This is a genomic window from Aquabacter spiritensis (assembly GCF_004346185.1).
GTDB classification, from domain to species: domain Bacteria; phylum Pseudomonadota; class Alphaproteobacteria; order Rhizobiales; family Xanthobacteraceae; genus Aquabacter; species Aquabacter spiritensis.
Genome location: NZ_SMAI01000012.1, coordinates 61,884 through 88,726, shown reverse-complemented (window position 1 = coordinate 88,726; position 26,843 = coordinate 61,884). Strand labels below are relative to the sequence as shown.

General features: G+C 64.1%; 15 protein-coding genes and 1 pseudogene. 5 read left to right on the top strand and 11 right to left on the bottom strand.

The genetic code is table 11. The features are described from left to right. The first annotated feature begins 338 nt into the window (after nucleotides 1–338). Nucleotides 339–11,243, top strand: coding sequence for an autotransporter-associated beta strand repeat-containing protein (locus EDC64_RS17475; RefSeq protein ID WP_132033737.1), 10,905 nt, complete (start codon nucleotides 339–341; stop codon nucleotides 11,241–11,243). A 266-nt stretch (nucleotides 11,244–11,509) separates the two neighbouring features. On the opposite strand, the gene EDC64_RS17470 is transcribed toward EDC64_RS17475, so the two are convergent. Then, the gene (locus EDC64_RS17470; protein WP_132033735.1) at nucleotides 11,510–12,382 is read right to left on the bottom strand and encodes a hypothetical protein; all 873 of its coding nucleotides are present in this window, start codon (nucleotides 12,380–12,382) and stop codon (nucleotides 11,510–11,512) included. 342 nt (nucleotides 12,383–12,724) lie between these two features. After that, nucleotides 12,725–13,192, bottom strand: a complete 468-nt coding sequence (locus EDC64_RS17465) for a MarR family winged helix-turn-helix transcriptional regulator (RefSeq protein WP_132033733.1) — start codon at nucleotides 13,190–13,192, stop codon at nucleotides 12,725–12,727. 143 nt (nucleotides 13,193–13,335) lie between these two features. Here EDC64_RS17465 and EDC64_RS17460 point away from each other — a divergent pair, with 143 nt between their 5' ends. Beyond that, nucleotides 13,336–14,130 carry an alpha/beta fold hydrolase gene (locus EDC64_RS17460; RefSeq protein WP_132033899.1) on the top strand — a complete coding sequence of 265 codons (795 nt, stop codon included), beginning with the start codon at nucleotides 13,336–13,338 and terminating at the stop codon, nucleotides 14,128–14,130. A 213-nt stretch (nucleotides 14,131–14,343) separates the two neighbouring features. Here the strand turns inward: EDC64_RS17460 and EDC64_RS17455 are convergent, their stop codons facing one another. The 9 genes from EDC64_RS17455 to EDC64_RS17415 all read right to left on the bottom strand — a co-directional run bounded on the left by EDC64_RS17455 (nucleotide 14,344) and on the right by EDC64_RS17415 (nucleotide 25,188). Continuing rightward, entirely contained in the window at nucleotides 14,344–15,036 is a 693-nt protein-coding gene (locus EDC64_RS17455; protein ID WP_132033731.1) for a DUF6064 family protein, read from the bottom strand. Continuing rightward, on the bottom strand, nucleotides 15,036–15,953 hold the full coding sequence (locus EDC64_RS17450) for an aldo/keto reductase (protein ID WP_207916125.1): 918 nt from the start codon (nucleotides 15,951–15,953) through the stop codon (nucleotides 15,036–15,038). The genes EDC64_RS17455 and EDC64_RS17450 overlap by 1 nt, the downstream gene beginning before the upstream one ends. A gap of 289 nt (nucleotides 15,954–16,242) precedes the next feature. Next, nucleotides 16,243–16,851 carry a DNA-3-methyladenine glycosylase I gene (locus tag EDC64_RS17445; RefSeq protein WP_132033729.1) on the bottom strand — a complete coding sequence of 203 codons (609 nt, stop codon included), beginning with the start codon at nucleotides 16,849–16,851 and terminating at the stop codon, nucleotides 16,243–16,245. Nucleotides 16,852–16,854: 3 nt separating this feature from the next. Further along, nucleotides 16,855–17,139, bottom strand: a complete 285-nt coding sequence (locus EDC64_RS17440) for a YciI family protein (RefSeq protein ID WP_132033727.1) — start codon at nucleotides 17,137–17,139, stop codon at nucleotides 16,855–16,857. A gap of 19 nt (nucleotides 17,140–17,158) precedes the next feature. Beyond that, nucleotides 17,159–17,749, bottom strand: a complete 591-nt coding sequence (locus tag EDC64_RS17435; RefSeq protein WP_132033725.1) for a TetR/AcrR family transcriptional regulator — start codon at nucleotides 17,747–17,749, stop codon at nucleotides 17,159–17,161. 475 nt (nucleotides 17,750–18,224) lie between these two features. Next, nucleotides 18,225–21,425, bottom strand: coding sequence for a DEAD/DEAH box helicase (locus EDC64_RS17430; RefSeq protein ID WP_132033723.1), 3,201 nt, complete (start codon nucleotides 21,423–21,425; stop codon nucleotides 18,225–18,227). Continuing rightward, nucleotides 21,422–22,729 (bottom strand): EH signature domain-containing protein, encoded by a 1,308-nt coding sequence (locus tag EDC64_RS17425; RefSeq protein WP_132033721.1) that lies wholly within the window; start codon nucleotides 22,727–22,729, stop codon nucleotides 21,422–21,424. Before EDC64_RS17425 ends, EDC64_RS17430 begins: the two co-directional genes overlap by 4 nt. A gap of 9 nt (nucleotides 22,730–22,738) precedes the next feature. Continuing rightward, a complete protein-coding gene (locus EDC64_RS17420) occupies nucleotides 22,739–23,638 on the bottom strand; it encodes an OmpA/MotB family protein (RefSeq protein WP_132033719.1) in 900 nt (299 codons plus the stop codon). Further along, a complete protein-coding gene (locus EDC64_RS17415) occupies nucleotides 23,635–25,188 on the bottom strand; it encodes a MotA/TolQ/ExbB proton channel family protein (protein WP_165933803.1) in 1,554 nt (517 codons plus the stop codon). The genes EDC64_RS17420 and EDC64_RS17415 overlap by 4 nt, the downstream gene beginning before the upstream one ends. 235 nt (nucleotides 25,189–25,423) lie before the next feature. Between EDC64_RS17415 and EDC64_RS17410 the strand changes: the two are divergent. From EDC64_RS17410 to EDC64_RS17400, 3 genes and pseudogenes are all read left to right on the top strand, one after another. Next, nucleotides 25,424–25,546, top strand: a pseudogene (locus EDC64_RS17410) (IS110 family transposase); the annotation flags it as partial. Between the two features lie 681 nt (nucleotides 25,547–26,227). Continuing rightward, the gene (locus EDC64_RS17405) at nucleotides 26,228–26,452 is read left to right on the top strand and encodes an antitoxin MazE family protein (RefSeq protein WP_132033715.1); all 225 of its coding nucleotides are present in this window, start codon (nucleotides 26,228–26,230) and stop codon (nucleotides 26,450–26,452) included. Then, complete coding sequence (locus tag EDC64_RS17400) at nucleotides 26,449–26,811, top strand: type II toxin-antitoxin system PemK/MazF family toxin (protein WP_132033713.1); 363 nt, start codon at nucleotides 26,449–26,451, stop codon at nucleotides 26,809–26,811. The genes EDC64_RS17405 and EDC64_RS17400 overlap by 4 nt, the downstream gene beginning before the upstream one ends. Nucleotides 26,812–26,843: the final 32 nt, after the last annotated feature.

Here is a 26,843-nt window from a genome sequence, read left to right as displayed (position 1 = left end):
ATCTGGGATACACACCGCTAACGCGCGGGTGTGGCAGAATTAACACATTTTTAAGGGAAATCGACCTTAGGGTGTCTCTTTTCGCGCTTCGATTTGGATCCGGAGCCCCGATCTGCTTGCGGCGCCGCGTGCCCCCATGTTACCGCTTGATGGGAACATGGTAGGGGGCACGGTATCATGCGCGGCGAAGCGTCGATGCGTCCTGAACGCCTGCGCGCCGCGTTCTGCAGCGTGGACCTGGCCATGGGATCGGGATCCGCAACCATCCCGAGCCGAACTCCTTGATTGTTAATGCCGAACGTCTCGCCTGACCGCCGTGGCGACACTTGGAGAATTTCATGCCTGCTCTCTTCTCCTCCGCCGGTAATGCTCGCGCTTTGTTTCCTCGCCGGCCCGGTCGGACGCGGTACCTGCAGGCCGCGCTTCTCGCCGGTACGGCGCTCGTCGCAGTGGCCGTGCACGCCGACCGCGCATTCGCGCAGGCGGCGGGCGGAGCGGTCGGAATTGCGAACTCCGTCGGCGGAAATGTCGGCGCGGGCACGGGCGGCGACGGCGGGGATGGTACCGCGGGCAATGCCAGCCTCGGCATCGGCTCGAATGGCGGGCAAGGTGGCGACGCGGGCAGCGGCGGCGCCGGCGCCTGGCTCGGCAATGGCGGGAGCCTGTTCAATTATGTCATGACCGGGAATTTGATCGGCGGCGCGGGCGGCGACGGCGGAAATGGCGGGGGATCCGGCGGCAATGCCGGCGCGTCTCCCGGCGCGGGCGGCTTGGGTGGGAATGGCGGCGCCGGCATCAATACCGATCTGGTCAGCGGAATTACAATCAATACCACAGTGCTCGTTACGGGCGGCGACGGCGGGAATGCCGGTACGGTCGGGGTGGGAGCGGCCAATAATGGCGGGCGGTACGGCTCTGCCGGCGGCGCCGGCGGTGCCGGCATTCTGTTCCCGCAGAAGAGCGGGAGCATAGTCTCGGTCCTCTCGGTTGATAACAGCGGGACGGTTACCGGCGGCAATGGCGGCGGGGGAAGCGCCGCGGTCTTTGCCGGTTCGGGGGGCGCGGGCGGCTCCGGCGGGAACGGCTTGGATTTCTCATTGGTCGAAGCGGCGGCCGCACCTGCTCTGACCATTCACAATTACACGGGGACCATTATCGGAGGAAATGGTGGTAACGGGGGGGCGGTGGCCGGATCCATAACGTATTATGGTGTAGGCACCGGTGGGTCTGGCGGGCACGGCATCTATTATTATATCTCGCCGTCATTCTCTGTTGGATCCTTGCTTCAGCCGACCGTGACGATTGAAAATGCCGGGACGATTACGGGCGGGTCAGGCGGGTATCGCGGAGCCGGCCCAGCGCCTTCTCAATTCGACGGCAACCAAGGTAGCGGTGTCTATCTTGAGACGGCGAATTCTCCGTTTATCTACGGCTCGCTGTCCTTAACCAATATGGCTGGCGGGACGATTACGGGCGGCGCGGCCTTGAACCAGAAGGGTGGCGGCACAGGTGCCTATCTGAAAGGCGTGTCGGTCACCATCGTAAACGGCGGTGGAAATCCCTCTATCGAGGCCGTCATCGCCGGCGGAGCCGGTGCTGGAACCGGCGTCTACGCCGCCACCACTTCACCGGCAGGCACGATCTCGATCACCAATGAATCGAATGGGGTGATACGTGCAGGAGACGGGAGTCTCTCTAGTGTGGACGGCATCGGCATTCAGGCCGCGACGACGGCGACGATTATCAATGCTGGGACGATCGCGGGAACCGGGGCCGGAAACGCCATCAAGTTCGAAGGAAACATCAACACGCTTGAACTGCATCCCGGTTTTACCATTACCGGCGATGTCGACGCTGCCGGAAGAGGCAATCAGCTGACGCTCGGGGGCAGCGGCTCCGGAAGCTTCGACATCTCCAAGGTGAGCACGACCGCTCAGTATCGCGGCTTCGACAAGACCTTCAAAAAGATCGGCGACAGCACGTGGACGCTGACCGGGACCCAGGCTCAGGACACCGGCTGGTCCGTGGAGGCCGGGACCCTGAAGGTGAGCGGGGGCAATGCGATCAGCAACGCGGCGAATGTCAAGGTCTTCGACGATGCCACGTTCCAGGTGGTCGACAGCGAGACCATCGGCGCGCTGGCCGGTTCCGAAGAGGGCAGCAGCGTCGTCATCGATTCGACGAAGACACTGACGCTCGATTCGACCACGTCCTGGGCTTTCCTCGGCATCATCAGCGGGGGCGGCGGCCTTGAGAAGGCCGGCACGGGCGAGGTCACGCTCGGGACGGTGAACACCTTCTCCGGCGGCACCACCATCACAGGCGGCACGCTGGCGATCGAAGGCGGGAGCGCCCTCCTCGATACCGGGACGGTCGATATCGGCGCAGCCGGCACCTTGAAGGTCAGCGCGACCGAAACGATCGGGTCTCTGAGCGGCGCTGCGGGGGCCTCCATAACCATCGCTGAATCCGCCACTCTGTCCGTCAAGCAGGCCACCGCGAAGACATATGCGGGGACGATCAGCGGCAATGCGCTGACGGTGGCAGGCACGGAATATCTCACTTTGATGGGTGCAAATACCTATTCTGGCGGCACCACGATCAACACCAGCGCAAAACTCGAAGTATCGGGCTCCGGAACGCTCGGCTCCGGCGGTCTCACCTTGTATCAGGGGACTCTGAAGGCCAGCACCGATTTTACGATCTCCGGAACATCGAGTGCCGAGTACGGCACCTTTCTGATCGCGGACGGTAAAACACTCACGATCTCGGGAACGTTAAGCGGCGGCAACATGCTGTTTAATGAAGCGGGAACGCTGAAACTGTCCGGCACAAACAACACGTTCGGGTCCACCGGCAACATCAACGTCGATGCCGGAACCCTCATCCTTGCTTCGGGGTCGGCTTATTCCGACACCGGATATATTTATATCAACAGACGCACCTCAAAGCTCAAGCTGGAGGCCGACGAGACGGTCGGATACGTCAACGGCTCCGGCGTGATCGAGCTCGGCACCTCCACCCTGACCGTTTCGATCGCATCCGGGACCCAGAGTTTCAGCGGGACCATTACCGGGACAGGCGGTCTGACCAAGACCGGAGCCGGGACGTATGAGCTCTACACAAATTCCTCCGACGCCAGCACCTATTCCGGCGCGACCCTCATTTCGACGGGCACGCTGACGGCCAGTGGGGGCTTTTCGATCGGCGATACCAGTGCGGTCACCGTTGAGTCCGGCGCCACGTTCCGCGTCGACACGGGCTTTGTCGATACGTACGAATTTATCGGCGCCTTGAGCGGCGCCGGAAACGTCAACATCGAGGGCAGCGGTCTGGCGTCGACGATTTCTACCGGCAGCGCCGAGTTTTCCGGCGTCATGTCCGGGGCGGGCAAGTTCGCCAAGTCCGGCGACGGAACCCTCGTCTTCACCGGCGCCAATACCTATTCGAGCGGCACCATCATCGACGCGGGCACGCTTCAGATCGGCGACGGCTCGTCGACAGGCAGCATTGCGGGAGCGGTCAGCGTCTCCGCCGGGGCAATATTGGACTTCCGCCGCAGCGACAGCCTCTCGTTCGGCGGCGTCATCAGCGGCGATGGCTCCGTCGTCCAGAGCGGCGCCGGCACGCTCACGCTGTCGGGCACCAACACCTATACCGGTGGCACGACGATCGAGGCGGGCACGCTCGCTTTTTCTGCGGATGCCAATCTCGGGGCGGTGTCCGGGGCCGTCACGTTGAAGGGCAATGTCGGGCTCCGGGCGACGGACAACGTTACGACCGCGCGCGGCGTGGCGCTCGACGTCGCGAATCCCAACGGGCGTAACATCTCGACGCACTCTGTGATCCTCGTCGACAGCGGCAAGACGCTCGAACTGACCGGAATTGTCTCCGGGGAGAACGCGCTCGAGTCCGCCGGCCCGGGAACGCTCAAGCTGTCCGGCGCCAACACCTTCACCGGCGCCACCAAGGTTTCCGGGGGGATTCTGCAAATTTCAGGCGGCAGCGCGCTGGCCGATGCCGCGCTCGTCACCGTCGAATCGGGCGCGACGCTTGACGTTCTCGCCTCCGAGACCATCGGCGGCCTTTCCGGGGCGGGAAGCCTGCTGCTCCAGAGCGGCGCGACGCTGACCGTGAACGAAGCCACCGAGACGGAGTTTTCCGGCGCGATTTCGCAGGCGGGTGAGCTTGCGAAGGTGGGCATCGGGACCTTGAAGCTTTCTGGCTCCAATTCTTTCGGGAGCCTCACGATCACGGCGGGGACGGTTCAAGTCGCCAATTCGCTCGCCATTGCTGATAATGCGCCGGTCCATATCGGAGCGTCCGGTACCCTTGAGCTTATCAACGGTGAAACCATCGGATCTTTGACGGGCCCTTCCGGCAGTAAGGTTCTCCTCAACTCCGCAACCTTGACGGTCAACAATTCGGGCACCAACATCTTTGCCGGAGCGATCACCGGGACGGGTGCATTTGTTCTGAACGGCATCGGTATTTTGAGCCTGGACGGGACGCTCTCGCCTGGCGGTGGCATCACGATTGGCGCGACGGCCGAACTTCGGGTCGGCGAGACGTCCGACAGCGCAAGCATTTCCGGCGATATCGCCAATAGCGGTGTGCTTGCCATCTATCGCAGCAGCGCCGGATCTGGCCTTGTCCTGGATGATGATATAACCGGATCCGGACAGTTCATCATCGCCGGTACGGGCATGACGACGCTTTCCGGTGACAATTCCGGTATGAGCGGTCCGATCTTTGTGAATTACGGAATGCTGGTCGTCGAGGCACAGGAAAACCTCGGGTCCGGTGCCATCACGATTGCGCACACCGGCACGCTGCGCACCACGGGAGAGTTCACGCTTACGAATGGTTTGACGTTTGACGGGAGCGGCGGAACCCTCGAGACCCAGGCCGATCTGACGATCAGCTCCGTTATCGGAGGCACCGGACCGATCACCAAGGCTGGAGCGGGGACCCTCACCCTCACCGCGACCAACACATTCGGCGCGCTTACGGTAAACCAAGGTCTCGTGTCCTTCTCGACCGACGGAAATCTCGGCGCAAGCGGCGAGGCCGTCACCCTGAAGGGCGGCGGGCTCTACGCATCGCTGACGACGGCGAGCAACCGAGACATCATTCTCACCGACGATTCGTCGCTCTCCAACGCGGAGGAAACCACGCTGACCTGGAGCGGCGCGATCTCGGGCGCCGGAGGACTGACCTGGAACGGCGCGGGGACGCTCGTCCTGGATAACCTGACCAATTCCTACCAGGGCGGCACGACGATCGGCGGCGGGACCGTGATGGTCGCGGGAGACACCGCGCTCGGTGATACGGCCGGGGGCGTGAATTTGGGCGACGGCACCTTGTCGGCGAGCGAGAGCTTCGTCATGGCGCGCGCGGTCTCGCTCGACTCCGACGGCGCGCGGATTGCCACCGCTGCCGGCAAGACGCTGGAGATTTCCGGAATCGTGTCCGGTGGCAACGGCTTGACCTATGCGGGCGCGGGCACGCTTCTGCTGTCCGGTGCGAACACCTTCACCGGCGGGACGACGATCGACGGTGGCACGCTCCAGGTGAAGGGCGGGCAGGCGCTCGGCGACAGCGCCGTCGTGACCGTGAATGCGGGCGGCATCTTCGAATTGCTCGCCGACGAGACGATCGGAGGCCTCGGAGGCGTCGGGTCCGTTCGGGTCGGGGCCTATATGCTGACCTTGAACGTCGACTCGGACCAAACCTTCGGCGGTGGGCTTGCCGGAACCACCGGCGGCCTCGTCAAGACCGGCAGCGGCGATTTCATCTATACCGGTATCTCGACGCTCACCAACGTGACCGTCGAACAAGGCGGCTTCATCTACGGCGACAATACCGCGGCGGGTCTCCTCGACGCCGCCGTCGACATCGATGCCGGAGCCTCGTTCGGTTTCGCCTTCTCATCGGACATCACCTACCAGTCCATCATTTCCGGCGGTGGCAGCGTCTCGCAGGTCGGCTCCGGCCGGGTGACGCTCGGGGGTGTCAATACCTATAGCGGGGGCACCAAGCTCAATGACGGCATCCTCTCGGTGTCGCAGGACGCCAATCTCGGTTCCGCCGCTGGCGCGCTGACCTTCGGCGGTGGCGCGCTCGAAGCGACGTCGAGCTTTGCGACGTCCCGCGCGATGTCCGTCGCCGCGGACAAGAGCGCAGAGATCATCGTCGCGGGCATGGCGACCCACCTGACGGTTTCGGGTGCCGTGACCGGCTCGGGCGGGTTCCAGAAGTCCGGGGCAGGTACCCTGGAGCTCTCCGGAACCAACAGCTATAGCGGCCATTTCAAGGTTACGGAGGGCATTCTGGCGCTCTCCGGCGGCCAGGCGCTCGGCGACACCGCGACGCTCGGCATCGGAGACGGGGGAACCCTCGCGCTCAATGCCAGCGAAACGATCGGCGGGTTCGGCGGGAGCGGCACGATCTCGCTCGGCAGCTCGACCCTCACGGCCGGCGGAGCGAACCTGAATGACGTCTTCTCCGGTTCCATCGAGGGGACCGGCGGTCTGGTGAAGACCGGAACCGGCACCCTCGAACTCTCAGGGACAAATACGTATTCCGGCGGAACCGAGATTCAGGGCGGCGTCTTACTCGCCAGCGGGGGCACGGCGCTGAACGACACGGGTCGGGTGACCGTCGGTGCAGCGGGCACCCTCGCCGTGAACGGCTCTGAAACCATCGGCTCCCTCACGGGATCCGGTGCGGTCGCCATTGTCGGCACGCTGTCGGTGGGAGCCGACAATACCGATACGACCTTCTCGGGCACCATCTCCCAAGGCTTGCCCTCCGATGGTCCCCCGCTGAGGCCGAGCGCCGGAAGCCTGGCCAAGGTCGGTGATGGCACGTTGACCCTGACCGGCACCAACACCTATGCCGGCGGAACTTCCATCCTCGGGGGCATTCTCTCGGTCTCGGCGGACGACAATCTCGGAACCGGCGACCTGACGCTGGCCCAGGGCACGCTGGCGGTAACGGCGACCTTCAACTCCGCGAAGTCCGTCACGCTGGGAGTTGGCGGCGGCACCTTCTCGATCGTCGGCGCCGACACGGTCCTCACCTTGACCGGCATCGTCAGCGGCGACGGCAGCCTGACCAAGACCGGACTCGGGACCCTCGCCCTCACCACCGCAAACACCTATACCGGCGCCACCTTCATCAATGAGGGGACGCTGGTCGCCGGCGTCGCGGAGGCTCTGGCGACCTCGAGCAGCGTGACCATCGCGTCGGGCGCCACGCTCGCGATCGGCTACAATCAGACGATCGGCGAATTGGAGGGCGTCGCTGGCTCCACCGTCTCCATCGCGGCCGGCAGCACCCTGACCGTGGGCAACGGAAACGCCTCCTCGACCTATGACGGCAACCTGTCGGGCGCCGGCAGCTTCGTGAAGGAGGGCACCGGGACCGTGGTTCTGGGCGGCACCGGCAGCTATACGGGAACGACGTCGGTGACCGGCGGCGTTCTCGCGCTCGCATCCGGCACGGCGATCGTCGACAGCGGGATCGTCTCGATCTCTCTCGGGGCGACCTTGGACGTGCGCAGCAACGAGACGCTGGGAGCGGTCGAAGGTGCGGGCGCAGTCACGCTCACCGGTGGTGCGTTGAGCGTCGGCGGCGGCAATGCCAGCGGCACCTTCTCCGGCACCATTTCGGGCGACGGCGGACTGACCAAAGTCGGGACCGGCACCTTCATCCTCGCCGGGGCGGGGACCTATATCGGCGGCACGACCATTGAGGGCGGGACGCTGCAGATCGGCAATGGCGGCACCACCGGCTCCATCACGGGCGACGTGGTGAATGACGGCACGCTGGCGTTCAATCGCTCGGACGATCTGACCTTCTCCGGCACGATCGCGGGGACCGGCGGGCTGGTCAAGGCCGGGAGCGGCACGCTGACGCTCAATGGGATCAACCGGTTCTCAGGGCAAACCGTCATTGAAGCCGGAGTGTTGCGGCTCGAGACAACGTCTGGAGGCGGCACCGGAACCCTGGGCGGCAATGTCACCAACAATGCGGTTCTGGCGTTCAAAGCCGCCGACCGTGACATTTCCTACGGTGGGGTCGTATCGGGCAGCGGGTCTGTCTCCATCGAAGGCCTGGGCTATGCGGTCGTCTTCACGGGGACCAACACCTATACCGGCGGCACCACCATCGCCTCGGGCAGCACGCTCATCCTCGGTACCCCGACGGAAACCGGCAGCATCGTGGGCAATGTCGCGAACAATGGTGTGCTGGCCTTCGCCTCGGGCGGAGACACGACTTTCGCCGGCGCGATGAGCGGGTCCGGCGCGCTGCGGAAATCGGGGGCCGGGACCCTGACGCTGACCGGCACCAGCAGCTATAGCGGCGGGACCGAGCTCTCGGAGGGGACGATTTCGGTGGCGTCGCGGGCCAATCTCGGGGCCGGGGGCCTCGAAATCGCCACGGGCACGCTGCGCGCGACCGGTGCGTTCACATTTGACAGCGCGGTCTCCATTGCCGGAACCGCGACCTTCGATGCCTTGGCGGCAATCGAAATTTCGGGCGCGGTTTCGGGTGCCGGTGCCCTCGTCAAGACGGGGACCGGGACGCTGACCTTGTCCGGCGCCAACAGCTATGCCGGCGGCACGCAGGTGAATGCCGGCACGGTCGCTGTGTCGTCCGATGCTGGGCTCGGCGCGGCGGCGGGCGGACTGTCGCTCAACGGCGGCGCGCTCTCGGCGCTCGCGTCCTTCGACAGTGCCCGCTCCGTCGTCCTGGGGGCGCTGGGCGGCACGATCGACGTCGCCTCCACCAGCAGCACGCTGAACCTGTCTGGATTGGTTTCCGGTGAAGGCGGCCTCTCCGTCTCCGGTCTCGGCACTTTGGTCCTTTCGGGTGCCAATACGTATGCCGGGGGAACGTCGGTGACGTCCGGCCGCCTCATGGTTTCGTCGGACGCAAATCTCGGGTCCGCCGCGGGCGGCATCGTCCTTTCCGGCGGTACCCTCGGAGCGCTGTCGAGCTTCACCTCGGCCCGCTCTTTGTCCCTTTCCGGAACCGGCACCCTCGATGTGGAAGGCAGCGCCACGACTTTGGTGTGGTCCGGTGAGATCGGCGGCAGCGGCGGCTTGGTGAAGAGCGGCGCGGGCACCTTGGTGCTTCAGGGCTCCAAGGCCTATACCGGCGGAACCACGGTATCCGCAGGGACCGTGTCGGTGGCCTCGGACGGCGCCCTCGGTGCGGCGTCCAGCAGCCTCACCTTGGCCGGGGGCACCCTGTCAGCCACGGCGAGCTTCACGTCCGCCCGCAACGTTGCGCTCTCCGGGGCGGGTGGCAGCGTGGACGTCGCTGCGGCCGACACCACATTGACCCTGTCCGGCGTCGTGTCGGGCGATGGCAGCCTCACCAAGCTCGGATCTGGTACCCTGATCCTGACGGGCAACAACACCTATGTGGGCTTGACCACCATCTCGGCGGGGACTCTGCAGATCGGAAACGGTGGGACCACCGGCGCCATCGCCGGCGACATCGTCAACAATTCCGCGTTGGTGTTCTACCGCTCCGACACCTACGCTTTTCCGGGAACCATTTCCGGCACGGGCAGCGTGACTTTCCTCGGCGGCACGGTTCTGTTCGACAGCCCCGAAGCCTATACTGGCCCGATTGCGATCGACGGCAGCACGGTGGAGCTTGTGAACGGAAGCACCTCAAGCTCCGCCTTCACGGTCAATGCCGGCGGTCTCCTGGGCGGCGCGGGTACGATCGGCAATCTGACGGTCAATTCCGGCGGCACGGTCTCGCCGGGCTATTCGCCGGGGACTTTGACCGTGTCCGGCAATGCGACGTTCAACGCCGGCTCGGTCTACCGCGTCGACGTCACCCCGAGCGGTGCGCATGATCTGATCATTGCGACGGGGAACGTCGTCATCAGTTCCGGAAGCGCGGTGGAGGTGGTCGCCGCGGCGGGAACCTACAGCCCGATGAGTACCTATGCCATCGTGTCCGCGACCGGGACCGTGAGCGGAACCTTCGGCTCGGTGACCTCGGACTATGCGTTCCTTTATCCCGAACTGAGCTACGATACGCAGAACGTTTATCTGACGCTGGTCTACACCGGAGAACAATTTTCCTCCGAGACCAACACGGCCGACCAGGCCGGGGTCGCGAATGCGGTTCAGTCGCTCGGTCCGGCCAATGGCCTCTACCGTGCCGTGCTGACCTTGCCTCAGGGCCTGGTGCCCTATGCGATGGACCAGCTTTCGGGCCAGGCGCATGCGTCCGCGTCCAGCATGTATCAGCAGCAATCGATCTTCCTGCGCAACGCCGTCGGCGCCCGGCTCAGCCAGTCTCTGGCGGGGATGGGCGGAACCTCCGGCAAGCCGCTCGGCTATGCGGCGGCCCAGCCGCAGACCGCGGCTCTCGCGCCCGGTCTCGATGCGACGGTCTGGATGCAGGCGTTCGGCGGCTGGGGCGAGATTTCGAGCACAGGCGGAGCCTACGGCCTCTCGTCCAACATCGGCGGCGTGTTCGGCGGCGTCGATGGTGGCGTCGGGGAGAACTGGCGGATCGGCCTCTTGGGCGGCATCAGCCAGTCGACGTTCGACGTCAGCGGGCTGAACTCCTCCGGGACCGTGAACAACTACGATTTCGGCGTCTATGCCGGCGGCAAATACGGTGATGTCTCCGTGAAGGCGGGTGCCGCCTATACGTGGCATGACGCGTCGACCAGCCGGACTGTCGTGTTCCCGGGCTATGTCGGCGCCAACAGTGCCGATTACGATCCGGCCACCGGCCAGATTTTCGGCGAAATCGCTTATGACTGGAGGGCCAACGGCTTCCAGTTCCAGCCCTTCGCCGGCCTCGCTTACGTCAATGTGAGCGGCGGATCGTTCGCTGAAACCGGAAGCAATTCGGCGCTGATCGTCAGCAACGGCGACCTCAGCACGACCTACACCACGCTCGGCATCCGCTTGGCCGCGGAAACCGATTGGGGCGGGCGTAAATTCTCGCCCTTCGCCACTTTGGGGTGGCAGCATGCCTTCGGCGACGTCGCATCGACGTCGACGATGAACTTCTACGGCGGCACCACGCCGTTTGCGACGAGCGGGGTTCCGATCGCCGAAGACACAGCGATCCTCGGGGTCGGCTTCGACTTCGCTTTGTCGCAATCGGCGTCGGTCCGGATCGCCTATGATGGCCAGATCGCCTCCGGTGCCAACCAGAACGCGGTCACGGGGGCATTCTCGCTCAAGTTCTAGGACGGGCCCGATCATGTCTCAGCGACGTGATCGGGTCATCGGTCTCAAGGATATGCGAGATGCGTTGAAGGCTGTCGCTCCGATCGGGTTGGTGAACCTGATCGGAGCATGCGCTCGAATGGATCAGATTTCGGCGACACCAGCGGTTGCGCAGGCTGAAATGGCGGTGGCGGAAGTCACATCGCCGCCGCTTTTTTTGACCGGCGTGGACGCGGCAAAACCGAGCGGGTTCGGGGTGTGGGGCAAGAGGCACCCTACACGTCTGCTCATCCGCCGACGTCCCAGCCGCGAACACGCGCTGTGACGAAGGCGTGGAGGTATACTTCGAAAATGACCGAAAAGAAGCGGCCCATGGCCGGCGCAAGGTCCGGCCCCGCCCGATAGCCGCCGCGTTCACTGGCCGCCACAGCCAGCCCGCTTCGCTCAGCGGCGCGAAGAGTTTCCAGAACGTGGGACCGAGCGACGGAAAAACGGCGTGCCAGATCCGACACCGAGACGCTTTGGCCAGGATCGGCTGTCAACAGCGACAGAACCACCATCAACCCAGCGTCGCGATCGGCGATGGCCGTCAGGGCTGGTACGAAATCATAGAGCCTTTGGCCCCGCCGATAGGCCTCCATCACCACGCCGGCGCAATGGCCGACGAAGGCGGGGTCCTGCAGAGCCTCCGACGCCCCGCGGGCTTCCGGGCGGAGTTCGGCGAGCAGGGCAAAAACCCGGCGCCACCGTGCGCGATGAACATCGAGCAGGGCTTCGGTCGGGGCCAGCCTACGGTTGCCGGGATTCTGGCCGTCGGCGTGCGCGAGTAGTCCGGAGAGACGGAGGGTGGCGAGAAAGGCCGTGATCCTCCCGGGACTGCACAGCCCGCATTCAATGGCGTGCCGCCGCATCTGCGCAGCCGTGAAGCCCTGGCCACTCCCGGCAGAAAAATGAAGATCCAGGATCATTAATGAAGCGATCAGCCGACCCCGGTCGTTGAGAAGGCGGTTCAGCATCCAATGCCCGCGATAGAGTTCGACCGATACCGCGGCCGCACGCCGGACGAGATCGGGAAAAGCAGGATGCGACTCCCACTCCGCGAGGATTGCGGGCGAGAGATCGACACTGTTGTGCGTGGCAAGCGAGCGTGGCTGGCTCACCGTTGACACCTTTCATCATGGCGCCCACCTCCAAAGAGGCGGCGACCGGAATCGGACGAAATCAGCCGTTGCGTCGGCTGGCCTCGACTCTCGGCCTGAAACGCCTTCCGACTGATTGCATCGCGCGCAGTCGGGTTCACGCCATGTCGGACCTGCCCCACAGTGACTGTGTCGAGTTTCCGCGTGGGGAGCAATGCACAGGGCGGAGGGTTTCCACCACGCTGTGCATCGTCGCCGCCTGGTGCTCGGTCGGGTGGGCCGGACCTACACAAGGTCAAAGGACCAGCGGGGCCCGGTCGGCCTTGCGGCGAACGGGATAGGACTGCGGCCGGATGGGCACGTTCATGCCGGCGCCTTCCAGTCGCCAATATGGGCGTAGATGGCGTCGCGAAGTCCTCTGACGTCCTGGTTCAGGGCTCCGAGACGTGCCGCGCTCTGCCCAGAGGCCGCCAGCAAGGCGTCGCCGAGGCAGCCGGCCCGTTTTTTCAGGGCACGACCGAGATCGGTCAAGGCGACGACGACCTGACGTTCATTATCCGGGTTCCGCGTCCGGCGTACGAACCCGGCAGCTTCGAGCCGCTTGAGCAGGGGCGTCAGCGTGCTGGATTCCAGCGCCAGCTTCTCGGCTATGCCGCCGACCGTCAGTGCATCCTCGCGCCACAGAACGTTGAGAACGAGGTACTGCGGATAGGTGAGCCCCAGCTCGTCCAGCAAGGGCTTGTAGACGCGCTGGACGGCGATCCCTGCGGAATAAATGGCGTAGCAGAGCTGGTCGTCCAGCGGCACCGGGCTGTTCGCATCCTCGATCATGAGCGGCTCCTTCGAACCCTTTTATATCCCCTCACGGTGCGAAAAAGAATATCGCGATAAAAATTACGTTTGACGGATCCAGAATGGCTGTGTATCAAAAACATATCGCGATAAATCATATCGCACAAATCAAGAGAGAGCCGATGCCGACGAAGACAACAACCCTCCTCGCTACGATGGCTGCCGCCGCGAGCCTGTCTTCCGCCACCGTCGCCCAGAGTGCCGATGCGATCCCCGCAGCCCAGTCCGTTCGCAACGTCGTGCTGGTCCATGGCGCGTTTGCCGACGGTTCGGGTTGGCGCGGCGTGTACGACCTGCTGACGCAGCGCGGCTACCGCGTCACCATCGTCCAGAATCCGCTTACTTCGCTGGCCGATGATGTCGCTGCGACCAAGCGGGCGCTCTCCCGCCAGGACGGGCCCGCGATTCTCGTCGGCCATAGCTGGGGCGGCACCGTCATCACGGAAGCGGGCGTCGACCCCAAGGTGGCGGGTCTCGTCTATGTCTCCGCTCTCTCCCCTGATGCGGGCGAGACAACCGCCCAACAGTATGAGGGCTTCGTCACGCCACCCGAATTCGTTCTCGAGAGTCATGATGACGGCTTCGGATTCGTGAAGCCGGAGAATTTCAAGTCCGGCTTTGCCGCCGACGCGACCGATGCGGACGCCGCCTTCATGCGCGACTCGCAGGTGCCGATTGCCATGTCGGTCTTCGGGACCAAGCTCACGCAGGCGGCGTGGCGCGCCAAGCCCAGCTGGGCGGTGATCGCGACCGACGACAAGGCCTTCGATCAGCGCATGCTGCACCATATGGCCAAGCGCATCGGCGCGACCGTTATCGAGGTGCCCGCCAGCCACGCGGTCTTCATGACCCAGCCCAAGCTTGTCGCCGATGTGATCGATCAGGCTGCGCAAAGCGCCAGTGCGGCCGTGCGCTGATCATCCGCGTGCGCGGGGGGATACGTGCAGGGGAGCCTCCCGGCTCGCCTGCACGTGGCGGCGGCCTGCATGCGACGATGATACGCGGCCGGGGTCAAACCATCCGAAAGGGAGATCGGCCGGTATTTCCGCGCTGCCGAAGCGTGCCTGAGTGGCGCGGATCGGCGGCCGCCGACCGGGCGCGGTCCATCGCAGCCCTCGCCTCCGCGATGATCAAACCCGGGGCTCCGGTCGCCTGACCCATCGCGGGCCGAACCGGACCACCCCCAGCCCGAACGTGAGCGCAGGAGCCCCCAACAGCAGCCAGGCCTGCGTCTCATCCATCGCGAGCAAGGTCAGACCGCTGAACACGCACCATAGCAGCGGGATCGGCAGCAGGACGGCGAGCCATCCGCCGCGGACGATCAGCAACACGCCGATCGTCGCGATGACAGTGGGATCCGGCGCGATGCCGAAGACTTCGGCACACGCGAAAGGGCGGCCCGCAGCGAGTGGCAGCACGGGAAAGACGAGGAGCGCGACCAGAGCCAGCGTCAGACCCGCCACGCCGACGCCATCGAGGCGCCTGAAGGCCAGGGCGCCGGCGCGCAGCGCGGCGCCCCCCATCAGGAGGGCCTGTATGAAGAAGGCCGGTCCGAGATACGCGACGGCCCAGTTGATCGTCGCATAGCGCTCGAGCAGGAAGGAATACCCGACAAAAGCCCAGACCACGCCGAAGACGAGCCCCATCCCGAGACTGGCGCCGGGGGCCCGGAAAAGGATCAGCAGAAGGGCCGCCAAGCCGGCCGCGGTCGTCGCCAGCGGCAGCGGCCAGAGCGCGGCGTTCTGCGCCTCGAACAGGCGCCAATAGGTGCGGGGCGAGAACAGCAGGAAATCGTCCAGCCGATAGGTCCACCACTCGGACATCACAGCGCGCCGATATGGGCGGCGATGCGCTCCCGCAAAGCCCGATCGGGAAGCACGCCGCCCGCCGCTGCGAGGTTCTCGCGCACATGGTCCACCCGCGTCGTGGCGGGAATGGCGACGGTGACGGCGGGATGCGACAGGATGAACCCCAGGATCAGCTGCGCCCAACTCGTCGCGCCTGCGGCGCCCGCCCAATCGGGAAGCGGCTCGCGGGCGAGCCGGCGGGTGAGGGCGCCCTGCCGGAACGGGCGGTTGATGATGACCGCGATGCCGCGCTCTGCGGCGAGCGGCAGCAGGCGCCGTTCGGCATCGCGATCGACGGGGTTGTAGGACAATTGCAGGAAGTCGATCGGGTGGCGGCGCATGATCGTCTCGACGAGATCGTGGCGGCGCCCCTCTGACGTGGTGATGCCGGTATAGCGCAGCCGGCCCGCCGCCTTCATCGCCTGCAGCGTGTCGAGATGCGCTTCCCAGCCCAGCAGATTGTGCACCTGAAGGAGATCGAAGCGGTCCACGCCCCACAGGCGCCGGGTCTGTACGATCTGCGCCGGGCCGTTCGCGGCGGACGTGGTCCATACTTTTTCGGCCGAAAACACCGCATCCCGGCGGTCGAGAGTGGCGAGACCGCGGCCGACAACGGCCTGCGAAGAGCCATACATCGGCGAACTGTCTATCATGCGCCCGCCCGCCGCGAAAAAGGCGGCCATGACCGCGGTGCATTCGGCCTGCAATTGCCGGTCGTCGCCGACATTGAACGTGATCCAGGTGCCGAGCCCGATGGCCGGGATCGCCTCGCCGGAAGCGGGGATCGTCCGCATGAGCGGTGCGTCTTGGGCGAACAGACGCGTTGCCGGAAGGAGGGGCATGGCGGCGCCGAGCGCGGCCGTTTCCAAGAGACGCCTGCGTGTGATCGTCACCGTCTCTCCTTCCTCGGTTCCGTGATCTTACCTAAGGTCCGATCCCCCCGCGTCCAGGGACACGCCTGATTACAGATGCGGCGATTGTGTAGCTATCTCGCAAAATTCGCGCCACGGTGTGTAATCGACGGGCCGCGCCCGATGATGATGAGCGCCACGAGATCGTAATAAGCCTATCATCTTGAAGAATATCATTCAACCCGCACGGCGATCGGCGGTCTTCGGCGGCTATTGCGTAGCTAGCGGTGGTGATATCGGATGTTGTGCAGGCATCTATCCACTTTGCGAGCTATCTCGGCAGTGTGAAGGTCTTTCTGGCGTCGGTCGCGTGCTCCCGAACGACGCATCCCTCGGCATGATCGTTGATGAGGCCCATGGCCTGCATGAAAGCGTAAACTGTCGTCGGGCCGACGAAGGACCAGCCACGCTTCTTCAGATCTTTCGAGAGCGCGATGGTTGACGAGGATGTTGATACGGTCTGCGGTGCGGCCAATTCCTCCGGCCTCGGTTCGAAGCGCCAGACATAAGCCGCGAGCGATCCCTCCTGTCTGACTAACTCCTGCGCTCGCGTGGCATTGTTGATGACAGCGGCGATCTTGCCGCGATGACGAACAATGCCTTCGTCCTTCAGCAACCGCTCGAGATCCGCATCAGTGAAGTCGGCGATCAGGTTGAAGTCGAAACTACGGAAAGCAGTGCGGAAGTTTTCTCGCTTCGCAAGGATGGTGCGCCAACTCAAGCCCGACTGAAATCCTTCGAGGCACAGCTTCTCAAAGAGGCGACGGTCATCATCGACGGGAAAGCCCCATTCGGTGTCGTGGTAAGGGAGGAATTCGGGCGCGGCCGCGCACCAGCGGCAACGCGGGCGTCCGTCTGGGCCGGGGATCGTCGCGCTCATCACTCAGCCTTTCAGAAAGGCGAGCCGTTCGTCGCTACGGCCCGGCGTGATGGTGAGGATTTCAGCGCTGACGATCCCCTCGGCGACGAAGGGGTCATCTTGCACCCGAGCCTCGATCTCTTCAGGAGACGCGTTGTGCGCGAGGATCGCACCGCCTGCGCTCGGCTGAAGGTTGCCGGTCAGCAGGAAAACGCCATCGTCGAAGCCGCGCTTGATCCAGGCGTTGTGCCCATCCATGAATAGGGGCGCTTTGGTCTTGTCAGCAAAGCGAAGAGTGATGACGAACATGGTCTCTCCATGAGGCAGGTTAATGGACATTGGGGGCTGAACCGACCGGACATTGGACGAGCAGCCATGCCTCCATGTCCGCGACTTCGCGCCGGATGAACTCTTCGTCCCGGAAAGCGGTGGCGAGCGTCGCGACGCCCTGGCTGCCCATCAGAACGTGGAGGGCCAGCGCATCGGCATCCGCTTCGCGCCCCAATCTGATGAACTGCCGGCGGAGCCAGTCGCGGAACAAGGTGAACAGACCGGCCGCGTCATCCTTCGCCAGATGATCCAGCTTCGCCAGCTCGTTGCAGAGCGTGCCGACCGGGCAGCCATAGGCCATGATCTTGGCCCGGTTCGTGATGAGGATATGGACGAAGTTGCGGATGCAGTCTGTGGGGGAAGCCGCAGCGTGCTCCCAGGCCTCCAGCATGGCGCGGGTATTTGCCATGCGCTGCGTGATCACCGCGTCGAGGATCTCGTCCTTGGTCTTGAAGTGGTAGTAAAAATTGCCGCGTGAGAGGCCCACATCCTTGGCGATATCGGCAAACGATGTCGCTTCGAAGCCAGACTCGTAGAAGAGCCGGTCGGCGGCATCCACGATCTGCTGGCGGGTTTCTCTGGCACCCATATCCGGCCTCCACGATCATGGCGTGGAAGGCAAAAGCCGGGAACCACACCGCAGGACATTTGACCTTTATTTCTTAGGGCAAGTGTCCTATGAAATCAATGGCACCGGACGAGCCATCGCGCGGCGCCACGACCGGCGAGGTGGAAAAGCGTACCGTGGAGGGAAAACAGCGGCGATCGCCGTCAAATTGTTCGCTGGATTGGCGAATTTCGCCAAAATGGCGGGCCGCGTCAGAACCAGATGAGCACTACGTCTTCGCTATAGCGAATTGCAGCGCGGCGTGGCGGGTGGAGACAAGCTGATTGGATACGACAGGGCCTTTGGAAGCTCAGAGAGGGCAGCTTCGGAACTGGCGACATCAGCCGCCACAGCATCCTTGCTAAATTGGTAGCGGTGTTCGATTAGTCCCTGCAGCGGCCTTCGAATGGCCTATTCTCACCGATGAAGCCTCGGTAAGACCATCGGAATTCCAGCATCAGTGCGGCAGGATATAATCGGGCCACAATGAGGCGTCGGGGAGCTGAGAAACCGGCACGCCTGATAAGAGCCGTGGGGGCTCAGGAGCGGCCATTGCTATCACGGCAGCATCCTCGATTTGCAACCGTCCGTCGAAACGATCGGGACAAACACCGCGCGTTATGACGATGCTCGAACCGCCGCCCTTTACGGCAATTCGCGAAACACCCGGCACGAGTTCCGTCGTGATGAGGTCCGGGGCATCTGAGGGATGCGGCCCCGCTTCGTCACGCACGTCCTTGTCGGACAAGATGGCTTGATAGAGTTCGAGAAGCTCAGGCCCCTCGCTCTCCTGCGGCCAGAGCACGGCATTTGCTATTCCCCGCTTGCGAGTCATCAGGCGCTGCAAGAGGCAGTCGAAAGAGTTCGGCCCAAGGCGCGGATGCACGGCAAGCGGAATATGGATAGTGACCGACCTGCTCTGGCCGATGCGGTGGGTTCGGTCGTTGCATTGCTCCTCGACCGCCGGATTCCACCAGCGCGTCAGGTGAATGACGTGATTGGCCGCCGTCAAAGTCAGGCCGGTGCCAGCCGCGCGCGGACCCATCACCAGCACATCGAAGCCTCGGTCCTCGACCAGATGCCGCTGGAACCGGTCTGTGATCTTTTTGCGGTCGTCGATGGAGGTGTCACCATTGATGACGTAGACGCGTTCCAACCCGAACTCGATCTTTATCAATTCGGCGAACCAGGCCTGCACGTCGCGGTTCTCGATGAAGACAAGCGCGCGCTCACCGCGCGACTTGATGTGCGCCAGAATGTCCATTGCTGCGGCGAGACGCGCCGATGCCGCCGTGAATGTTTCCGGTATCTCACCTTCGACGAGGCCAGGATGCAGCGATGTGCGACGGATGTGATGCAATAGCGCGAACATCCCGCCGCCCTTGCCTCTGATCTCGTCGTAGCGGATGGCCTGCACCTCCGGCATGATTCGCGGGTGAAGGATGCGGACCTTCGGCGGCAAGTCGGGCGCGGCATCCTTTTTCAGCCGACGCGACGCGAGCGCGGGCCGACCGCATTGACCGGAGAAGAGCGCGGCATGAAGCTGCTTCATGCGCTCTTCGCGTGGCTCGTCGAAAACCCGGCGGAACTCAGCGAGCGGACCCAGCGCCAGCGGGAAGAGCTGATCCATGATCGCCCAGATGTCGCGCGTAGCGTTCTCAACCGGCGTCCCGGTGAGGCCGATCCGAAAATCAGCCAGGATGGCCTTTGCGGCCTCCGAACGCATGGCAAAGGGGTTCTTGAGATTCTGGATCTCGTCGAACACGGCGACAGCGAAGGGCGCCTTTGAGAAGGAGACGGCATAATTGGCAACCGTCTGGTAGGTCGCGATTACAAGGCGAGGCATGTTCTCGATCGAGGAGAGGTCGAGCCGAGCCATGCCATCGTCGATGTCCCGTCCGCGCTGCGCGGGGTGCTTCCAGCGCTGGAGGTGTTGGCCATAGAGGCGCGCCGGCTCCCCCCAGACATCGGGATCCACATGGGTGGCACATTCTGCCTCCCAGTTTCGCAGCAACGAGGTCGGCGCAACAATGAGAAAGGGTCGGGACGGCACCTCGCCATCGACCATTCGCTGCTGTAGCCATGTCAGAAAGCTCAACGTCTGCAGGGTCTTGCCGAGACCCTGCTCGTCCGCGTTCAGGATACCCGGCAACCCGGCACTCCAGGCCTGCACCTGCCACTCAAACGCCGCGAGCTGATAGGGGCGCAGCGTCGTCGACACATGTGGCGGGAGGCTGAACTGCGCGAACGAACCGCGGGGGGTGACTTTGGCGCCGAAGTCCGTATCCCAAAAATTGCTGTGGGTGAGCGGCAGAAAGACCGTCTGCGGGTCGCCCGTTGCCGGCATATCCTTGCGGCTGCGCAGCATCTCCAGCCGCCGCACCAAAGCCTCGATCACCTCATCGATGACCGGGATGGCGCCGACGCGATGAGGCACGATCTGCGTGCCCGCCATCTTCGCCTCCGCGAGGACCTGAAGCAGGGGCTCCACCTCGTCGTCGAGCAACAGACCGAGCCTCTCGCCCAGTTCCTCCGTCATTGTCGCCGGGAGCCAGTTGGTGCCCGACCCCTCCATTATGGCGGGCGCAGGGCGAGCCCACTCGGCGACGGCGATGACGCGCGACGTCCATGCGGCGGTCTTGGTCCATGCCCCCGAGACGGCCCGCTCCAAAGCCTCCTGGTAGCCGGCAGGGCTCATCAGCTCGTTCAGCCGGCCATCGTCACGTGCCTGACGTTCGACGGCTTCGGTAATGATACGCTCAGCGTCGCGAATGAAGACTCGACGCCCATCCGCATCCTGCCGGCCTGCAGCGGTGATGGCATCCACCACGGGCATTGCCGAACGATCCAGGATCAGGAATTTTGCCGAGCCGATCCGATAGGCCGGCTGCGCACCGCGCGCCATAGCCTGCTGCTGGAATTCGGCCAGCTCTTCGGCCTTGACGGGGGACGCCATCGCCTCCACCGGAGACCCAGACGTGAGGTTTGCGCCGATGAAGGGTAGCGGGGCAAACCGGCTGTCATCGGCGGCGTCGAGATCGAGGCCGACCCGGTCGCAGGTGACGATCTCGATTTGGTCCAGCGCCCCCTCGAGAGCGACCGCCTTCCCTGCCTCTTCCAGGCCGAGCGCCCGGCGAAATGCGCCAAGCGCCAGCCAGTGGTCTTGCAAGGTACCGCTTGGCTCAAATGCCTCTGCGATACCGACGGCCTCGAAGAGCGGAGCCGGAATCCTCAACAGTTCGGACCCATCGTGGATGACGGCGCCCGTCCGCTTCAGGGGCACGGTCCGCCCGCCCCTTTCCCACCACCAGTCGAGACGGAAATCCGGACTGCCAAGGGCCCCCCGCATGGCGGCCCTGAAGACGTAGCGCGTGTTGAGCCCTGGCAGCCCAATAGCGCGCGCGGCTCCGTTGTCCAGCGCAGCGACAAGGCGGTGCGACAGGCGGATCTTCTCGCCGTCGACGGAATGCTCCTGCCGGTCTCGGTCGAGCACGCGCAGTCGCGCCAGCCCCATGGCTACGGCCCGCTCCTCGCGCGGCAATGCATCGAGATCGTACTGCCGCCGCGTTCCGAGAAAGGACAGCAGGCCACGCTTGGGCTGGACGACGGAGAGGGTGCAGCCGTCGGCATCGGGAACACATGTGAAGGTCAGGCTCATCCGACTTTCTCGCGGACCCAGTCCATCCAGTTGCCAACGTGACGTCGTGCGTCACGATGAGGGTCAGGCAATATGAAATCGTCGACAGCATATTCGTTTTGGTAAAGCGTCAGTGGCGTATTCTCGCTGCGTCGAAAGACGTGAACACGGAAATTGTGCGATCCCTCGACAACGATGTGCCGTCCAACTCGCATGATCAAAAGCGAGGTATTCTTGCGCGAGAGCTGCCGGCCATAGGCCGCATAGGCACGATCGCCGGTTGTTCGGGTAAGTTCGTCGGCGATCGCCTGCGCCTCCGTCCCGTAGGAAGGCCACGCCTCGTCGATCCGTCCCTCTTCATAGAGCCCCATCCAGAACTCCCGCCTGGCCGGCCATTGGTCACCAGCATCCGATTTTTCTTCCGAACGGGACACCACATCGAGAAAGGCCTCCATGCGCTGGCCGGCCAGCCAGCGCATCAGGGTCCGTTTGCCATCCTCGCCCACCTCGTTCCAAAAATGCGCGTTCTCGCGGCGCGGATCGCCGCGATGCCGGACAAATTCGTCGAGCAGAAACGTGCGCAATGGCTTGGGTGGCATCGCGTTGCCCCAAGGGCGCAGAAGCCGCGCCACGACGATTGCTGCCCGCCCCCCTTCCAGTTGGGGTGCGCCCGAGGGATGTATCCAGGCCAGCATCCTGCGGATCGTCGGCTCGTCCACCGGCTCCGGCAAAGCCGACAGCCAGGCCGCGTGAACTTCGGTCATGAAGCCCGGCCCATGAGGAGCGAGGATGCCGTGCGCGATCACCGCGCGATAAGGATCGGCCTGCGCGGCCAGCCAGCGACCGAACCGGATGGCCCCATCGGCCGGATCAAGGCTTTCGGGGGTCGCCCGAAACGCGATCTGCCAAATTCGAGGCAGGAAGGCCGCGCGAGCCTGAATGATGCGGGCGAGCTCTGAGGTCCGTGGTTCTCGCGCAACCCAGCCGGTAAGATAGCCATCGCAGAGCGCGCCTAGCAGGGACCTGCGCGTGGTGCACTGAAGCTCGCGCAGCAAAAAGTCTTCGATGTCGGGCGCGAGCGTAGCACGCCGGCTGGCCCAGGCCCGCACTACCTGCGCCATCTCCCCGTCTGTTAACTGCTTCCAGTCCCATTGCCGTGTCGCCTGCGTCAGGCGGGAAATGAGGATGTTCAGCGCCTCCGGCTTCACCGGCCGCCGATCGCCGAAGCGTTGCCGGACGCGCTCAGCGACTTCCACCAGCCGCTCCGGAACTTGCGGCGGGGCTGGCGCTGACGGCAGGCGTGCCAGTCGGTCAATCAGGCTCATGGGTCCGCCCTAAGGTACAGGACCGGCCGCGAGCAGCTGTCGCAGACGGGGCAGATCTTCGATCCGCTGCGGCACGAACTGCTCTTCGGGCGGCGCGAACATGATGAAGCGCAGGTCAATGCGCCGGTTGGCGTCGCGGCCGGAGACCGTGTTGTTGTCGCGGATCGGTCGACCCTTGCCATAGCCCGCCACCGAGACGATGGGCTGGTTCCTGAGATTGCGGAAGCCCAGCAATTCGGGGCTTGTCGACACCATGATGGCGTAGATGGCGCTTCCCCGGCTGGAACTGAGGTCCATGTTCAGCACATCCGTGCCCGTGCTGTCGGTGTGTCCCTCGACCTGGAGCGCGTCGATCAATGCCACAGCGGGGTTGCAGGCGGAAGCAAGTGACGAGCGCTCACCCAGCGCGAAACATCTCAGCTCTTCCCTCAGGATGCCGGCTATAATCTCCATCTTGCGGCGACCGAGTGGACTGGGTGCATAGCTGCCCGATTCGAAGAGCCCGTCACCCTTGAACTCAAGGGCGTCGCCATTACGGCTGATCGAGACGTCGATCGAGGTGTCTGCCGCCTTGATGCGCTTCTGAATGCGATCGAGCATCTTGCCCCGCAGCTCGGCAGAGCGAAAATTGTAGCGCTCGATGGGGTTGCCATCTTGCGCGCTGAGCTGGCGGCGAAGCCGGCGATTCTCCTCCTCCAGTGCGCGCAGTTTCTGTTCGCGGTCGGTGAGCTTGTCCGCCACGGTCTCAAAGCGCTGGCGCGACACGGCGTCCCTCGGCGCGATCTGAGTGGCGAAGAAAGCGAGGAGGATCATAATGATGAACAGGAAGCTCACCATCAGGTCGGTCATCGAGACGAAAGCGGACTCATCGTCCTCCTCGGCACGCCGAATGCGTCGCGCGGCTCTCATGCCGGCAACCGCTCCCGTGGCGGCTCACTTTCCGGCGTGAAGGTCCGGGCGTTTTCGATGACGGCCTGCAACACCTGCAGCGCCTCGGCATACCGGTCATGGACCCCATCGCTGTGCTGGCGCAATTCGCCGAGTGTGCGCTGGACCTGCTCCAGATAGGTCGAAAACGCCTTCTCCAGGTGGCCATCATAGGCCTTCGCACGGGTCTCGAAATTGCGGATCAGTTCCTCGATGGACTTGGCCGACGTGACCACGATGGTGCGTTCCGCATCGATCGCTTCCTTGGCCGCATCAACCAGGTTCCGCGCGCCATCGGCCATGGCGCGCGCCTGGTCGGCGGTCGCACGCGCGCTGTCCAGAATCGGAGTGGATGCCGCGTTCATGCTGTCGGCCGCAGATACCAGTTGCTTCGCCGCCGCCTCGATCCGCTCGACAAGCGTGTCCAAGGCAGACGCCGAACGGCCCAGCGTCGCGCTGAATTGTTCGGATGTCGTTCCTAACGCAGACGACAGTTCCATCAGCTTGTCGGCGGCCCCATCGATCCGCTCGGCCACCTTGTCGAGGGAGGCGCCGATGCGCGCCGTCAGCGTCTGCCCGAGTTCATTGACCATGCCCCCGATCGCTTCCGTCCCGGTTGCCGTGATGCGTTCGAGCGGTTTGCTGAGCTCGGCAATGAGCTGGGTGTTTAGCAATTGCTGCTGGGCCGTCTGTTCCTGGATGGCGGCCAATTGCTTGTCCGCGAGCGCTTCGAGGCTGACGAAATCCATCCGCTTTTCGAGTGAGTTAGCGAGACGGGCGACGGAACGCTCCAGTTTTTCGCTCAGGAAGCGGTATCCGACGCTGAAGACGATCGAGCAGAATAGACCCGTGACCGACATGATGAACTTCGCCGACGCCGTGCGGAGCAGCCCTTCGAGCGCGGCGATCATCTGGGCCTGATCGCCACCACCGGCTTCGAGACTGGCTTGGGTCTGGGCAAGCGCTGCGATGAGCCCGAGGAACGTGCAGAGAAGCCCTATCGACACGAACAGGCCAGGCCACATACGCCAGCCCGCGAGCCCCATATGCAGGTCGTCCAGATTGAAGAAGGCCGACGGTCGAACGGAATTGCGCACATGGCCCTCGCCATGCCGGGACGGCTCGATCAGCGTCTCGCGATACTCAGCAAAGCTATCGGCGAGATGTCGGGCGTCTTCTCCGCTCCCCCGCCCGATATCGCTCTGGATCTCATGGAGCTGGCTCTGAAACCCGGCGGAATCTCCAGCCGCCTCCACGCGACGGGCTGCCTTGTCCAGCAGCCGCAGGCGCCGATAGGCTGAAAGACCCATAGCGCATGAGAGCACTGCCAGAAGCGCGAGCAGCGCGAGGCTTATCAGGCCGGGGACAAAATCTCGGGTGATGATCTGTGCGACCCCGAGAATCCCTTCCTTGACCCATGTCCCCCAAAATGCCCAGTCCAATCGTTCCCCCAGCGCCAAACGCGCGTAGAAATTGGACGAGAGCATCGGTGCAATCAAGCGGTCGAAATCAACGACCCGCCCAGATTGCATCTTCCGGCCCTTTAGGCCACGCGTGCGACAAAGGGCGCGTCGAAATTGCAGCTCACTCCACGTTGATGGCCGACGCACTAGAGATGTAGCAGCACGACTGCATCGCCGAACCATGTCAGGCGGGACTTGTACCAGATTGGGGGCTCGGTCAAGCGGACGCCATTGGCCTAGCCGTCGTAATGGGAAGCATCGGCCTTGCGGTCAATTGCAATTGAAAGCGAGATGACCGCCGACGGTGATCATGCACGCCATGTGGAGCGACGGAACCTTCTACGTCGGCGATCCGACGGCGAGCGAGGCGGACCGCGCCACACGCGCCCAGATCAAGGACGGCAAGCTGCTGGGGGCGCACGCATGACCAACCCACGACGAAACAACACCAGCGCGACCGCTCGATAACGGTCGCCGACTGATCACACGAGCTCCGCCACGGCGGATGAGGACCGATGCAGACCATCAACGACGGGACGCACGATAGCTTGCCTGCGGCCGTACCGGCGAGCAGCCGGCCGGACCGCGCCCGAGTGCCTGTGACGATGCCCCGTCAGACCGATGGAAAAATGCGCCTCGACGGTTCGGGCGCTGCCAAAGGGCAGCCGGAATACCCCGTCGACGAGCGCGGAAGAGTGCAAGGCGCATCGCAACTCGAAACCACAAAGAGCAAGCGTGTCATGGCGAACGACCGAGTATACTTTCGCATCCGGAAGGAGAAACGGCGATGCCAAGAAGACCGGCGGAAACACAGCCGATTAAGAGGGCAGGATAAAAGCGCGCACATTGCGCTTTGGGTCGGTCGTTGTCTTTTCAGTGACTTGGCGTTCGCGGGGGCAATGTATGGGGAGATTTCCCAATGTGCCCTGAGGCGCGGAAACCGCAATTTTCACCGTGTCTTCAGGGAGATGGCCAAAAGGTGGGTTCCGCCGAACGTGCGCCAGGGCTCCCGGCCTTCGGGAGCCCTGCAGAAGCCGTTTTCCATCCAGATGGACTGGTCAGAAGGTCCTCCATATGCTAGTTACATGTAACTTCTGAGGGGGCTGCCATGTCATCCGCACCCAGGCCCAAGCCTTCGCGCGTGAAGGTCGGCGAGCATCGCGCGCGGCTGCGCGCCCAGGGGCTTCGGCCGATCCAGATCTGGGTGCCGGATGTGCGGGCACCCGCGTTCCGGGCGGAGGCGCGGCGCCAGTCGCTGGCCGTCGCGTCGAGCGCGCAGGCCGGCGATGATCAGGCCTTCATCGATGCCGTGTCCGACTGGGGCGATGAATGAGGCGCGGCGAGGTGTGGACCGTTGCTGGAGGGCAGGACTACGCCGGAAAACCGCGCCCGGTGGTCATCGTGCAGGACGACAGTTTCGAGGGAACGGACTCTCTCACCATCTGCGCCTTCACGACCGACGAGACGGAGGCTCCGCTGTTCCGGCTGGTAGTCCAGCCGAACGAGAGAAATGGCTTGCGCGCGGTCTGCCGCCTGATGGTCGACAAGATCACGACCGTTCGGAAGGCGAAGTTTGGGCAGCAGGTCGGTCGCCTCGACGACGAGGACATGGTCCGGCTCAATCAGGCGATGATCGTCTTCCTCGGGCTGGCGGCGTCGCCACGAGCAAGCCGGAAAGGGAGTGGGCCATAATGCGCGGCGCCCCCGCTATTCTAGCGTCACGC

Excerpts from the sequence above, each read along its gene's own strand:
- EDC64_RS17425 (WP_132033721.1), bottom strand. The coding sequence starts at position 22,729 with ATGAGCCTGATTGACCGACTGGCACGCCTGCCGTCAGCGCCAGCCCCG.
- EDC64_RS17420 (WP_132033719.1), bottom strand. The coding sequence starts at position 23,638 with ATGAGAGCCGCGCGACGCATTCGGCGTGCCGAGGAGGACGATGAGTCC.
- EDC64_RS17405 (WP_132033715.1), top strand. The coding sequence starts at position 26,228 with ATGTCATCCGCACCCAGGCCCAAGCCTTCGCGCGTGAAGGTCGGCGAG.
- EDC64_RS17400 (WP_132033713.1), top strand. The coding sequence starts at position 26,449 with ATGAGGCGCGGCGAGGTGTGGACCGTTGCTGGAGGGCAGGACTACGCC.
- EDC64_RS17455 (WP_132033731.1), bottom strand. The coding sequence starts at position 15,036 with ATGTCCGAGTGGTGGACCTATCGGCTGGACGATTTCCTGCTGTTCTCG.
- EDC64_RS17415 (WP_165933803.1), bottom strand. The coding sequence starts at position 25,188 with ATGCAATCTGGGCGGGTCGTTGATTTCGACCGCTTGATTGCACCGATG.
- EDC64_RS17435 (WP_132033725.1), bottom strand. The coding sequence starts at position 17,749 with ATGGGTGCCAGAGAAACCCGCCAGCAGATCGTGGATGCCGCCGACCGG.
- EDC64_RS17465 (WP_132033733.1), bottom strand. The coding sequence starts at position 13,192 with ATGATCGAGGATGCGAACAGCCCGGTGCCGCTGGACGACCAGCTCTGC.
- EDC64_RS17460 (WP_132033899.1), top strand. The coding sequence starts at position 13,336 with ATGCCGACGAAGACAACAACCCTCCTCGCTACGATGGCTGCCGCCGCG.
- EDC64_RS17430 (WP_132033723.1), bottom strand. The coding sequence starts at position 21,425 with ATGAGCCTGACCTTCACATGTGTTCCCGATGCCGACGGCTGCACCCTC.
- EDC64_RS17475 (WP_132033737.1), top strand. The coding sequence starts at position 339 with ATGCCTGCTCTCTTCTCCTCCGCCGGTAATGCTCGCGCTTTGTTTCCT.
- EDC64_RS17445 (WP_132033729.1), bottom strand. The coding sequence starts at position 16,851 with ATGAGCGCGACGATCCCCGGCCCAGACGGACGCCCGCGTTGCCGCTGG.
- EDC64_RS17440 (WP_132033727.1), bottom strand. The coding sequence starts at position 17,139 with ATGTTCGTCATCACTCTTCGCTTTGCTGACAAGACCAAAGCGCCCCTA.